This is a genomic window from Rhodoferax sp. GW822-FHT02D07 (genome assembly GCF_058802405.1).
The window spans coordinates 205,837-218,105 of sequence record NZ_JBXAOD010000004.1 but is presented as its reverse complement, the minus strand read 5'-3'; the positions used below and the strand labels follow the sequence as shown (position 1 = coordinate 218,105).

Annotated in this window: 13 protein-coding genes; 3 read left to right on the top strand and 10 right to left on the bottom strand. The window is 62.1% G+C overall.

The genetic code is table 11. The annotated features are described in order from the left end of the window. Positions 1–5: 5 nt before the first annotated feature. The 5 genes from AC1RNN_RS11790 to AC1RNN_RS11770 form a co-directional block, all read right to left on the bottom strand. Positions 6–2,279: a methyl-accepting chemotaxis protein gene (locus AC1RNN_RS11790; protein WP_493089137.1), complete on the bottom strand. Its 2,274-nt coding sequence runs from the start codon at positions 2,277–2,279 to the stop codon at positions 6–8. A 22-nt stretch (positions 2,280–2,301) separates the two neighbouring features. Beyond that, on the bottom strand, positions 2,302–2,832 hold the full coding sequence (locus AC1RNN_RS11785; protein ID WP_493089139.1) for a chemotaxis protein CheW: 531 nt from the start codon (positions 2,830–2,832) through the stop codon (positions 2,302–2,304). 12 nt (positions 2,833–2,844) lie between these two features. Continuing rightward, positions 2,845–3,210, bottom strand: coding sequence for a response regulator (locus AC1RNN_RS11780; protein ID WP_493089141.1), 366 nt, complete (start codon positions 3,208–3,210; stop codon positions 2,845–2,847). Next, positions 3,210–3,608, bottom strand: a complete 399-nt coding sequence (locus AC1RNN_RS11775; RefSeq protein ID WP_493089143.1) for a response regulator — start codon at positions 3,606–3,608, stop codon at positions 3,210–3,212. Before AC1RNN_RS11775 ends, AC1RNN_RS11780 begins: the two co-directional genes overlap by 1 nt. A 65-nt stretch (positions 3,609–3,673) precedes the next feature. After that, positions 3,674–3,847 carry a rubredoxin gene (locus tag AC1RNN_RS11770; RefSeq protein ID WP_493089145.1) on the bottom strand — a complete coding sequence of 58 codons (174 nt, stop codon included), beginning with the start codon at positions 3,845–3,847 and terminating at the stop codon, positions 3,674–3,676. A 121-nt stretch (positions 3,848–3,968) separates the two neighbouring features. Here AC1RNN_RS11770 and thiD point away from each other — a divergent pair, with 121 nt between their 5' ends. Continuing rightward, positions 3,969–4,880, top strand: a complete 912-nt coding sequence (thiD, locus tag AC1RNN_RS11765; protein ID WP_493089147.1) for a bifunctional hydroxymethylpyrimidine kinase/phosphomethylpyrimidine kinase — start codon at positions 3,969–3,971, stop codon at positions 4,878–4,880. Positions 4,881–4,904: 24 nt separating this feature from the next. Beyond that, positions 4,905–6,209, top strand: coding sequence for a glutamate-1-semialdehyde 2,1-aminomutase (gene hemL / locus AC1RNN_RS11760; RefSeq protein WP_493089148.1), 1,305 nt, complete (start codon positions 4,905–4,907; stop codon positions 6,207–6,209). Positions 6,210–6,305: 96 nt separating this feature from the next. On the opposite strand, the gene AC1RNN_RS11755 is transcribed toward hemL, so the two are convergent. The 4 genes from AC1RNN_RS11755 to dusB form a co-directional block, all read right to left on the bottom strand. Next, complete coding sequence (locus AC1RNN_RS11755) at positions 6,306–7,238, bottom strand: Bug family tripartite tricarboxylate transporter substrate binding protein (protein WP_493089491.1); 933 nt, start codon at positions 7,236–7,238, stop codon at positions 6,306–6,308. Between the two features lie 53 nt (positions 7,239–7,291). Further along, on the bottom strand, positions 7,292–8,902 hold the full coding sequence (purH, locus tag AC1RNN_RS11750) for a bifunctional phosphoribosylaminoimidazolecarboxamide formyltransferase/IMP cyclohydrolase (RefSeq protein WP_493089150.1): 1,611 nt from the start codon (positions 8,900–8,902) through the stop codon (positions 7,292–7,294). Positions 8,903–8,972: 70 nt separating this feature from the next. Continuing rightward, complete coding sequence (locus AC1RNN_RS11745) at positions 8,973–9,209, bottom strand: Fis family transcriptional regulator (RefSeq protein WP_094482163.1); 237 nt, start codon at positions 9,207–9,209, stop codon at positions 8,973–8,975. Continuing rightward, positions 9,206–10,258: a tRNA dihydrouridine synthase DusB gene (dusB, locus tag AC1RNN_RS11740; RefSeq protein ID WP_493089152.1), complete on the bottom strand. Its 1,053-nt coding sequence runs from the start codon at positions 10,256–10,258 to the stop codon at positions 9,206–9,208. Before dusB ends, AC1RNN_RS11745 begins: the two co-directional genes overlap by 4 nt. 152 nt (positions 10,259–10,410) lie before the next feature. Between dusB and AC1RNN_RS11735 the strand changes: the two genes are divergently transcribed. Further along, positions 10,411–10,884 carry a YqaA family protein gene (locus AC1RNN_RS11735; RefSeq protein ID WP_493089154.1) on the top strand — a complete coding sequence of 158 codons (474 nt, stop codon included), beginning with the start codon at positions 10,411–10,413 and terminating at the stop codon, positions 10,882–10,884. Positions 10,885–10,891: 7 nt separating this feature from the next. Here the strand turns inward: AC1RNN_RS11735 and AC1RNN_RS11730 are convergent, their stop codons facing one another. Continuing rightward, the gene (locus AC1RNN_RS11730; protein ID WP_493089156.1) at positions 10,892–12,184 is read right to left on the bottom strand and encodes an HD-GYP domain-containing protein; all 1,293 of its coding nucleotides are present in this window, start codon (positions 12,182–12,184) and stop codon (positions 10,892–10,894) included. Positions 12,185–12,269 lie beyond the last annotated feature (85 nt).

Genomic DNA, 12,269 nt, shown 5'->3' with positions numbered 1-12,269 from the left:
CGCCATCAGGCAATCTTGAATCGCGACACCGACTGACGCAGCTCTTCGGCCATGCGCGAGAGTTCACGCACCTGGTTGGCAGTGGCGCGCGTACCTTCTCCGGTCTGTTCGGTCACCGCAAAAATGTGCTGGATGTTGTCAGCCACCACGTTGGCCAAGCCAGCTTCGCGGGATGCGGAGTTCGAAATCTGCTCAATCAGGTCGGCCACGCGGCGCGACACGCGGTCAATTTCGGTCAGCGCGGTACCCGCGTTGTCGGACAGCTTGGCCCCTTCCACCACACCCTGCGTGGAACGTTCCATAGCGCCGATGGCGTCCTGTGTATCGGTCTGAATCGCTTTCACCAGCGCCGCAATCTGGCGCGTCGCATCAGCGGAGCGTTCAGCCAGCCGTTGCACCTCTTCCGCCACCACCGAGAAGCCGCGACCTGCTTCACCGGCGGACGCCGCTTGAATGGCTGCGTTCAGCGCCAGCACGTTGGTCTGCTCGGTAATGTCAGAGATCAGCTCGGTAATTTCACCGATCTCCTGCGAGGACTCGCCCAGTCGCTTGATGCGCTTGGAGGTTTCCTGGATCTGGTCGCGGATGGAGTTCATACCGCCGATAGCGTTTTGCACGGCTTGCAAGCCGGTTTCGGCAGCTTGCAGCGACTGGCGGGCCACTGCAGCAGACTCCTGCGCTTGGGCAGACACTTCGTTGATTCGACCGGCCATGTCCACCACGGACTTACCAGTTTCACGAATCTCATGCAGTTGCTCGTTGGAGGCTGCCAGCAGCTCGGTCGAGGTGGCATCCACATCGGCAGTCGTCTGGGCCACACGGGCCGCCGTGTTCTGCACGTTGGACACCAGGGAACGCAACTCTTCCACCGTGTAGTTCACCGAGTCGGCAATAGCGCCCGTAATGTCCTCGGTCACGGTGGCTTCCTGCGTCAGATCGCCCTCAGCCACTGTCTGCAGCTCGTTCATCAAACGCAAAATGGCGGCTTGGTTGGCGTCATTCACGCGCTTGGCTTCATGTTCCTGGCGCTCGGCTTCCAGACGCTGGTCTTCCGCAACCACCTGGCGCTTGCGACTGTCTTGCAGCTGCACGTAGGAGAGGCCACCGGCGCACAGCAGCGCAAACGCCGCAGCAACCACCATCACGGCAAAGGAGCCACCACCAATACCTGCCTGACCGGACAGTTTGGATTGCAGTTCTTCCAGGTTGCGTCGCAGCGGCTCGCTATCGGCAATGATGGCGCCCTGCGCTTCACGCGCGGACACCAGACCCTGCAGGTTGCCCAGAATGGCTCCCGCCTGAACACGGGTCTCTTCGTACATCTTGATCAGCGCTTCGAGCTGTTCGCGGGTGGCCGCATCCTTGGTCGCAGACAGGCGCAGTTCGGAACTGCCCGACAACAGGGCTTCGGAGATTTCTTTGAATGTGTTCAGGTCCTTGCCCAGCAAGAACACGGCCTCGGGGCTCACACCTTCGGCGGTCAGGAATTCGTTGGAGGACTTGCCGATACGCTGGGTCAACATCACGAGCTGACCGACGGCGGAGATTTCCACAGCTGGGGCATTCTGCTGCAGCTTGAGCGAGGCTACGGTTTCCGCGATTTCCAGCAGGTCGGAGGACTGGCGGTTGATCAGGCGCAAAGCAGAGCCAATTTGCGTCAACATCTTCTGCTGACCCATCACCGCCTTGGCGTTTTTCTCGGCGCGTTCAACCAGCGGAATCACCTTGCCCAGTTCCGGTGCATATTCTTCATCCAGAGGATTCAGGCTCATTTCCTGATCGCCGGCTTGCAACCCACGGATAGACTTGGCCAGAATGCCCGAGCTCTCGGACACGTCAGGGAAGGCTTGGGCACTGCCCACCACCGCCTGCGACACAGACTTGGCCAAGCGTTGCGACTGCATCAGCGATTGCCCGGTAGCGCCCAGCTGCTGCGCCACACGGTTGGACTGGCTCAGCACCACGAACACCACCGCTGCCAGCACCAACAAGGCGCCACCCAGCAAGATAAACAGCGTGCGCTGGTGTTGCGCCACCGTACGACGCCCCAACACCGGCACGGAAACCAGGTCCCCCTCGTCCACCACCACGTCTTCCTTGGGCGCGTCTACCACCGCCTGAGCGGCCTGCAAGGGCGCATTCTGGGAGTCCTGCAGCGTCTCTTGACTCACCGCCGGGTCCAGGGTCGCGTCCGGCATGGCCAAGCTCAGCCGTGAATCCAGTTCAGACTCCGGTGGCTTTTTGGAGAACAGGTTTTTCAATTGATCTACAACAGACATGATGGGACCTTACTGGTGGTGCTTAAGCGCTGATGCTCAGAAACTGCGGGGTTTGGGACAAAGTACGCAAATTGATTTCTTGCCACTGCTCGCCTGTGGCATCAAAAAACTGGTTGCCGAAGTAGGCCGGCGCATCGTCGGCAGCAGGCTGGGACGCAGTAAATGCATCGGCACCACGCAAGCCCGACAGCACATCAACCTGCAGGGCGCAATTGACTTCTAGCAGGGCATTGAGCGTTACTACGCTGGGCTCAGCGACGGCCGGCTCCAAACGCTCACCACCACCGCTACTGGCAATGAATCCCGCCAGATCGACCACGCCATACAGGCCACCACGAATGTTCAGCACACCTCGGAACCAGTCCAGCGCATACGGAACGGGCTGCAATTGCGTCAAAGGGACGATTTCACCCGACTGCCCCAGCGGAAACAGGTAATTGCGCCCGCCAGCGCGAACCGCAAGCCATGCCACGGACATACCCTCGGCACGCGCCGCCTGCAGGCGGCTCGCCAACCGGGCCTGAAGTTCTCGAAGTGCTTCTCTGTTGGCCATGAAGTCGGGGTGTCAGTCCAGTGCCTTGATCTTGGCAAACAGCTCTGCGGCGTCCACCGGCTTGGTGATGTAGTCCTTGGCGCCCTGGCGCATCCCCCAGACACGATCAGTCTCCAGGCTCTTGCTGGTGCACATGATGATCGGAATTTCAGAGTACTCGGGGGTACGGTTGATTGCGCGGGTCAGCTGGAAACCGTTCTGGCCAGGCATCACCACATCCATCAGGATGAGATGCGGCTTATCTTCCGCGAGACGCTTGAAGGCCTCATCAGCATTTTCGGCAGAGCGAACGGTATAACCATTTTTCTGCAGCAACTCCGTCAAAAACATCAATTCGGTCTTCGAGTCGTCAACGATCAGTACTTTCGTGATTGCCATCACATCGCTCCTTGCAATACGGCTCCGAACTGCTGCACGGCCTGCAGCAGCTGGTCTTTGGTAAAGGGTTTTGTCAGGTAGTCCTGAGCGCCGACCATGCGGCCACGCGCCTTGTCAAACACACCGTCCTTGGAGGACAGCATGACCACAGGGACTGCCGAAAATTTGGCGTTGCGCTTGATGATGGCGCAAGTCTGGTATCCGTCCAGACGCGGCATCAGGATGTCGCAAAAAATCAGGTGCGGCTGGTAATCGTTGACCTTGGCCAGTGCGTCAAAACCGTCTTCGGCCAGCATGACCTCATGTCCACCCTGCTTGAGGAAAATCTCGGCGCTGCGACGTATCGTGTTGCTGTCATCAATAACCAGGACTTTGAAGGTAGGTGCTGTGCTGCTCAAGGGGTTTTGCTCCAGTACTAGCGTGAACGGTCAGGATGGGTCAAATCCGCACCTGTGATGCAGCTTCAGAGCTGCACCATCTCGAAATCTTCTTTGCGAGCGCCGCACTCGGGGCAAGTCCAGTTCATGGGCACGTCGGCCCAGAGTGTGCCCGCCGCGATGCCATGATCCGGCGCACCGGCGGCCTCGTCATAGATCCAACCACAAATCAAGCACATCCAAGTTTTAGTATCGGTCACAGCTTAAGGGGCCTTCGAATAGAATGCAACGATTGTATAGAGCAGCTCTTGCGAAAATGCGGGCCGCCCGCCGAAAGTTCGCCATTCTGCCTGATGAGAAACCCCAATACAGGCCCCTCTGATGTCGGCAACTCTCCCCCCCGAAACCGAAGAAGAAATCGATGACGAAGGCCCTTCGGCCTGCGTCATGGCGTTCAATGCCAACGACCCCAGTGGTGGTGGCGGAACGTCTGCAGACCTCAGCGCAATCGCCTCGGTGGGGGCTCACGCCCTGCCCGTGGTGACCGGTGTCTACGCCCGTGATACCTCGGAGATCGTGGACCACTTCCCTCTGGACGACGAGGCTGTGACCGAGCAGGCCCGGGTGATTCTGGAAGACGTGCCCGCCCAGGTTTTCAAGGTCGGCTTTGTTGGCACACCCGAAAACCTGAGTGCCATCGCCGAGCTGGCCTCAGACTATGCCGACGTGCCGCTGGTCGCCTATATGCCGAATCTGTCGTGGTGGCAGGATGACCAAATCGACCTCTACCAGGACGCCTGCACCGAGCTGCTTTTGCCGCAAACGACAGTGTTGGTTGGAAACCACAGCACGCTCTCACGCTGGCTGCTGCCGGACTGGAGCTCGGAAAAAAGTCCGACAGCGCGCGACATCGCGAAAGCCGCCAATGCCTTTGGTGTGCCCTACACATTGGTCACCGGCATCCCCCTGCCCGACCAGTTCATCGACAACGTGCTGTGTTCGCCCACTGCGGTGCTCTGCAGCGAGAAGTTCGAGCGTTTCGAAGCTGTGTTCACCGGGGCGGGCGACACCCTATCGGCTGCGCTGGCGGCATTGATTGCCAGTGGCACCGAACTCACCGAAGCAGTGACCGAAGCCCTGAGCTATCTGGACCGCTGCCTGGAAAGCGGCTTTCGCCCCGGGATGGGACAGATCATTCCGGACCGGCTGTTCTGGGCCCACCCCGAGACCGATGAGCCCGAGGGTGCCGAAGAAACCGACTTCGACCTCCCCCCCCACGCCACACGCCACTGAGGCCCGGTGCCTCCTGCTCCCTCCATGTCCACAGATAACAACCAATCCCTGTTCGAGCGCGCCAAGCGTGTCATCCCCGGCGGCGTGAACTCCCCCGTACGTGCTTTCAAGGCCGTGGGCGGCACCCCCCGCTTTGTGCAGCGCGCCCAGGGCGCCTACTTCTGGGATGCCAATGGCAAGCGCCATATCGACTACATCGGCTCGTGGGGCCCCATGATCCTGGGCCATGGCCACCCGGCAGTGCTGGAAGCGGTGCAGAAAGCTGCACTCGACGGCTTCTCCTTCGGCGCCCCCACTGAGCGTGAAGTGGAGCTGGCAGAAGCGATTCTCGAACGCGTGCCCAGCATGGACATGCTGCGCTTAGTGAGCAGCGGCACCGAGGCCGGCATGAGCGCTATCCGGGTGGCACGTGGCGCCACCGGGCGCAGCAAGATCATCAAGTTTGAGGGCTGCTACCACGGCCACGCCGACGCGCTGCTGGTCAAGGCCGGCTCCGGCCTGGCCACCTTTGGTAACCCTACCAGTGCCGGTGTTCCGCCCGAAGTGGTGCAGCACACGCTGGTGCTGGAGTACAACAATGTCCAGCAGCTCGAAGAAGCGTTTGCGCTGCATGGCAAAGAACTGGCCTGCCTCATCATCGAGCCCATCGCTGGCAATATGAACTTTGTGCGTGCGTCGGTGCCCTTCATGCGGCGCTGCCGCGAGCTGTGCACGCAATATGGCGCCGTGCTGATCCTGGACGAGGTGATGACTGGCCTGCGCGTCGCCTTGGGCAGCGCTCAGAGTGTGTATGCCAAGTCCATTCCCGGCTTCGAACCGGACATGACTGTGCTAGGCAAAGTCATTGGCGGCGGCATGCCGCTGGCGGCGTTTGGCGGCAAGCGCGCCCTGATGGAACAACTCGCCCCCCTGGGCCCGGTCTACCAGGCCGGCACCCTGTCGGGCAACCCCGTCGCCACCGCGTGCGGATTGGCCACGCTGAAGGAAATCAGCCGCCCCGGCTTCTATGAAGACCTGGCCCGCAAGACCCAACTGCTGATCAGCGGCCTGCAGGCGGAAGCCGACGAAGCCGGCGTGGACTTCTGCGGCGACAGCGAAGGCGGCATGTTCGGCTTCTTCCTGTTCAGGGAGTTGCCACAAAACTACGCCAAGGTGATGACCACCGACAACGCGCGCTTCAACACCCTGTTCCACGGCCTGCTGGACCGTGGCGTCTACATCGCCCCGGCACTGTATGAAGCCGGCTTCATGAGCGCTGCGCACACCGAGGTGGACATCGCAGAAACCGTCGCGGCGGCAGGTGAAGTTTTCAAATTGCTATCAAAATAGAAGCTGCTTGCGCAGATTGCACGCGGGCTAGATGCCTATTTAATACAAAAATCCACCCCCCAGGGTGGCTTGTTCTTCGCTCGGCCTGCGGAGGGCTCAGTCCACGCGCGCGCCCGTGGCCTTGACCACTTTTTCGTACTTGGCGCGCTCGGCCTGCATCAGTGCTTCGAAAGCCGCTGGCGTTGTGGGCGTGGGCTCCGCCATGAGGGTGGCAAAGCGCACCTTGGTTTCCGGCGCCTGCAGGGCCGCCACAAAGGCCTGGTTGAGCTGGGCAATGCGCTCCTTGGGTGTGCCCGCAGGCGCGACCAGCCCCCACCAGGTGTCAATCGCAAAGCCCTTGAGCGTTTCTGACATGGCAGGCAACTCGGGCAGGACGCTGCTGCGTGCCTGCGAGGTGACCGCCAATGCTTTCAGCTTGCCGGAGCGGATGTTGGGCGCCGCATTGGCCAGGTTGTCCAGGTTGAAGTCCACCTGCCCACTGAGCAAGGCCAACTGCGCCGGGTTGCCACCGTTGTACGGAATGTGCAGCGCAAAGATGCCTGCTTCCTTCTTGAACATCTCGCCTGCCAGGTGACCGGCACTGCCATTGCCGCCGCTGCCGTAGTTCAGCTTGGCCGGGTTGGCCTTGGCGTAGGCGATGAGGTCCGCCAGGGTGTTGATGTGCAGGCGTTGCGCCGCTTCGGCATTCATCACCAGCACATTGGGCACCCGCACCATCTGCGTAATGCCGGCAAAGTCGGTCGCAGCGTTGTAGGGCATCTTGGCAAACAGCCAGGGGTTCACCGCATGGGTGGCCGTGGCGGCAATGCCAATCGTGTAACCGTCCGGCGCTGCCTTGGCAATGGCATCCGCACCGATGTTGCCGCCGGCACCGGGGCGGTTTTCCACCACCACCGTACCCAGGCTGTCTTTGACCCGCTCGGCCAGCACGCGGGCCGTGATGTCCAGCGGGCCGCCCGGTGCATAGGGCACAATAAGGCGGATGAGCTTGGACGCCTGCGCCCAGGCACCCGACGACGCCAACAGCATGCAAGCTGCTGCGACACACCAACGTTGGACCATGCGCATCGCAGTGACTCCTGTTAGTGACGGAAGTGGCGCACGCCGCTGAACACCATGGACACGCCACGCTCGTTGGCCGCGTCAATGACTTCCTGGTCGCGCATGGAACCGCCGGGTTGGATCACGCAGGTGGCGCCGTGATCCACCACCACATCCAGGCCATCGCGGAAGGGGAAGAAGGCGTCGCTAGCCACCACGGTGCCGGCCAGTGACAGGTTGGCGTGGCCGGCCTTGATGCTGGCGATGCGGGCCGAGTCCAGACGGCTCATCTGGCCGGCACCCACGCCCATGGTCATGCCGCCCTTGCAGAAGACGATGGCATTGGACTTGACGTACTTGGCCACGGTCCAGGCGAACAGCAGGTCGTTCAGCTCCTCGGCCGTGGGTTGCTTGGTGGTCACCACCTTCAGGTCGCTCAAAGCGAGTTCATGGTTGTCTGCGGTCTGCAGCAGGATGCCGGAGCCAATGCGCTTCATGTCCATGAGGTTGCGGCCCTGGTCCCACGCGGTGCTGCCGCCCTTGGGCAGGTCGATCTGCAGGATGCGCACGTTCACCTTGCTCTTGAACACTTCGAGCGCCGCTGTTGTGAAGCTGGGCGCCATAAGCACTTCAACGAACTGTTTGGAGATTTGCTGCGCCGCAGCTTCGTCCAGCTCGCAGTTCATGGCAATGATGCCGCCGAAGGCGCTGGTGGGATCGGTCTGGAAGGCTTTACTGTAAGACTCCAGTGCGTTGGCACCCACGGCCACGCCGCAGGGGTTGGCGTGTTTGACGATCACACAGGCAGGGGTGTTGAAGCTCTTCACGCATTCCCAGGCGGCGTCGGCATCGGCAATGTTGTTGTAGCTCAGTTCCTTGCCTTGCAATTGCTTGGCGGTCACCAGCGAACCGGGCGCGGGGTACAGGTCGCGGTACAGCGCGGCCTGCTGGTGGCTGTTTTCACCGTAACGCAGGTCTTGCACCTTGACGAAGCGGCCGTTGCTCTGGCCGGGGAACAGGTCCAACGTGGGGGCCTTGTCACCTGCGGGCACTGCCTCGCCAATTTGGATTGCCGACAGGTAGTCGCTGATCGCGCCGTCGTACTGGCTGATGCGGTTGAAGGCGGCAATCGACAGGGCCAGTTTGGTCTTGTCGCTCACCGCGCCATTGGCCTTCAGTTCGGCGATCACCGCGGTGTACTGAGCCGCGTCGGTCAGCACCGCCACGTCCTTCCAGTTCTTGGCGGCGCTGCGCACCATGGCGGGGCCGCCGATGTCGATGTTCTCGATCGCGTCTTCCAGCGTGCAGCCGGCCTTGGCCACGGTGGCTTCAAAGGGGTACAGGTTCACCACCAGGAAGTCGATGGTGTTGATTTGGTGCTCGGCCAGTGCCGCCATGTGCGCGGGAAAGTCGCGGCGCGCCAGCAGGCCGCCATGCACGCGCGGGTGCAGCGTCTTCACGCGGCCGTCCAGCATTTCGGGGAAGCCAGTCATCTCGGCCACCTCGGTCACGGGCAGACCCTTTTCGGCCAGCAGCTTGGCGGTGCCACCGGTGGACAGGAGCTTGACGCCCTGGGCGTGCAGGGCCTGGGCGAGTTCGACGATGCCGGTCTTGTCGGACACGGACAGCAGGGCAGTTTTTTGTGCGTTCATGGTACGGGGAGGAGTCAAACTAAAAATCGGTTTGCCAGCCCCGCGCCATGGCGGGGCCCGGCGGTATCGCTTAGGAGAGCAGCTTGTGCTCGACCAGTTTTTTGCGCAAGGTGTTGCGGTTCAGGCCCAGCCACTGGGCCGCCTTGGACTGGTTGTGGTCGGCCTGCGCCATCACCACTTCGAGCAAGGGTTTTTCCACCGCGCGCACCAGCATGTCGTACATGCCATCGGGCTCCGTACCGCCCAAATCTGCGAAATACCCTTCCAGGCTCGCGCGCACGCACTCGTCAATGTGCTTCTTGCTCATGCTGCCAGTTCCATCATGTCGTGTCCCCTTGCCAGACTGGACGCTTGCTCCCCGCGCGGGATGCGGTCCATTTTTTCATTCAGTTGATCCAGATAGTCTTCTACCGCCGCCACCTGAGCGGCGCAGTCTTCCAGCAGGTTCATGCGCTGGCGGAATTCTTCGCCACCCGGCAGTTCGCGCAGGTACCAGCCAATGTGCTTGCGCGCCGAGCGCACACCGATGAACTCGTCGTATAGGCTGTAATGGTCGTGCAGATGCTCGACCAGCAGGCGCTTGACCTCGCTCACTAGCGGCGGTGCAAGGTGCGTGCCAGTGGCCAGAAAATGTGCGACCTCACGGAAGATCCAAGGGTAGCCTTGGGCGGCGCGGCCAATCATGATGGCGTCCGCTCCCGTGGCGGCCAACACATCGCGCGCCTTTTCGGGGCCGGTGATATCGCCATTCGCCACCACCGGAATCGTCAGCGCAGCCTTGACTGCAGCAATGGTGTCGTATTCAGCGTAGCCTTTGTAGCCTTGCTCCCGCGTGCGGCCGTGCACCGTGACCATCTGCACACCGGCGGCCTCGGCGGCACGCGCCAGCACCACGGCGTTCTTTTCGGTCTGGCACCAGCCGGTGCGCATCTTCAACGTGACGGGCACATTGCGCGGCGCGCAGGCTTGCACCACGGCCTCGACAATCTCGATGGCAAGCTGCTCGTCCTGCATCAGCGCCGAGCCGGCCCACTTGTTGCAGACCTTCTTGGCCGGGCAGCCCATGTTGATATCGATGATCTGCGCGCCGCGGTCGATGTTGTAGGCGGCGGCCTCGGCCATCATGGCGGCCTCGGTACCCGCAATCTGCACGGCAATGGGGCCGGGCTCACCCTCGTGGTTGGCGCGGCGCGAGGTCTTGAGGCTGTTCCACAAGTCCTTGCGCGACGTCACCATCTCACTCACCGCATAGCCCGCGCCCAGGCGCTTGCACAGCTGCCGGAACGGGCGGTCTGTGACCCCGGCCATGGGCGCGACAAAGAGGTGATTCGCCAAGGCGAACGGACCGATGTGCATGGACTGTGCGAAAAAGGGAGAAGGCTTAAAAAGACAAGGGCCCCAATGGAATTTTGGGGCCGGGCACGGATTCTAACTGCTCAAAATTTCAGCAATTGAAATAGGCCTGCTGCAGCGCAGCGAATCCGGCACCTGCCTATACTGCGCTCGCCATGGATGCTTGGATCCCCGCCCTTCTGCATTTGCTTTCGCTGCCCGAGTACAGCCTGAGCACCGTGTTCGTGGTGTCCTTCATTTCGGCCACGCTGCTGCCCATGGGCTCCGAGCCCCTCGTCCTCGGGCTGGTGCAACTCAACCCCGACATGTTCTGGCCTGTGGTGCTGGTCGCTACGGTGGGCAACACGCTGGGTGGCGCCGTGAGCTGGTGGATGGGCTATGGCGCCCACAAAGTGGCGCACAAATACCAGCGCTCCAGCCATCACCTGCGCGCACTGGACTGGTTGCGCCAGCTGGGCCCCAAGGCATGCCTGCTGGCCTGGCTGCCCTTGGTGGGGGACCCTCTTTGCGCGGTAGCGGGCTGGCTGCGCCTGCCCTTCTGGCCCTGCCTGGCCTACATGGCTATCGGCAAGCTGCTGCGCTATATCGTGATGACGGCAGCGTTGATCGGCCTGCTGCGCCTGTGGTGAGCTTGCGCTAGCGCAGGACCACCAGCGCATCCGCCCGGTCCAGCCACGCCTGCAATGGCGCAGGGTAGGCGGGCTCAGCGCCCAGCTGCCAACGACGCTTGGTCTGGCGCGTGAGCGCACGCAGCTGCCACTGGGCCTCCTGCGCAAGCAAACTCAGCTCCAGGCGCAGCGCATCGTCCAGACTCTCACAGCCCAACTGCGAGAGCTGCACGTCGGCCACACCCACGGTGGCCAAGGTGCGGCGCAACTGGCTGGCCTGCACCATCACCGCCGTCATGCCTTCACGCCGCGCGTCGCTGAGCGGCAGCTCCTGCAATGCGGTGGCCGGCCAATCCAGCACCATGGCGTTGATCCCCTGCAATCGGCCGACCGGGTCGTCCAACATCTCTGCAGGGTCCACAAACGCCAAAGCCTCCGGTTGTGGATGGGGCTGCAGGTGCTGCTGGACCCGCACCAGCAGGTCCGGGTCATAGCGGTGCCGGTTCATGCGCAGCTGCACACCCAAACGCATTTCGGGCATGGCGCGGCCGGACTCCAGCATGGACGTGACGAGCTCACCCAAGCCCAGAATGCGGCCCAGCGGGCTGATGGCATCGGCGCGCAGATTGCGCGGATAGCCTGATCCGTCAAGAAACTCATGGTGCTCGGTGACGGCACGCAGCAGCTCGCGTGGGTAGCCATGGTGGCGCTCAATAAGTACGGTGGACACCAGCGGATGCGAGTAGAGCTGGCGGCGCTGCTCGCGCGAGATCTCGGCGCTGGGGTCCAACAACTGCGGGTCCAGGTGCAGCATGCCCACGTCGTGCAGCAGGCCGGCCGCAGCGGCCAAGCCCAAGTCGAAGCGCGAGAGCACCGGCGTGATGGAGAGCCAGGTCGCAAACAGCGCCATCAGCACCGAATGGCGGAACAGCTCAGGCCGCACCTCCTTGGCCAGCAGCAGCTGAAAGGACATGGGGTCGGGCAACACCAGAGTCTCCAAGGTTTCGAGCAGGATGGCGGCCTGACGCGCATCGCTGGCCATGCGCGCAAAAAAAGGAATGTCGCGCAGCACCTCTTCCGCACAGGTGCGCAGTACCGGGCCATTGACCACAGGCGCACTGCTCACGGATTGCTCGATGGGAATGGGCAGCTTGTGGGAGATCAGCCGCTCGTAGAGGTTGGCGTTGACGGCCACGCCTTTTTCCACAATCTTGATGCCCCGGTCATTGAAGATGGCCTGCGTGGTCACCACAGGCCGTTTCTCCCCGAGCTCGGTCACTGCCTTGGTGAAGTGGGTGGGATTGACGTCTGTAGTTTGCATAGGAATGCGGGGCAGTCCCAAGCCTCTCTTCATCTTCTCAGTACGGTTTTGAAATTGACTATACCGTCAATCCCCCGTTCCGCGA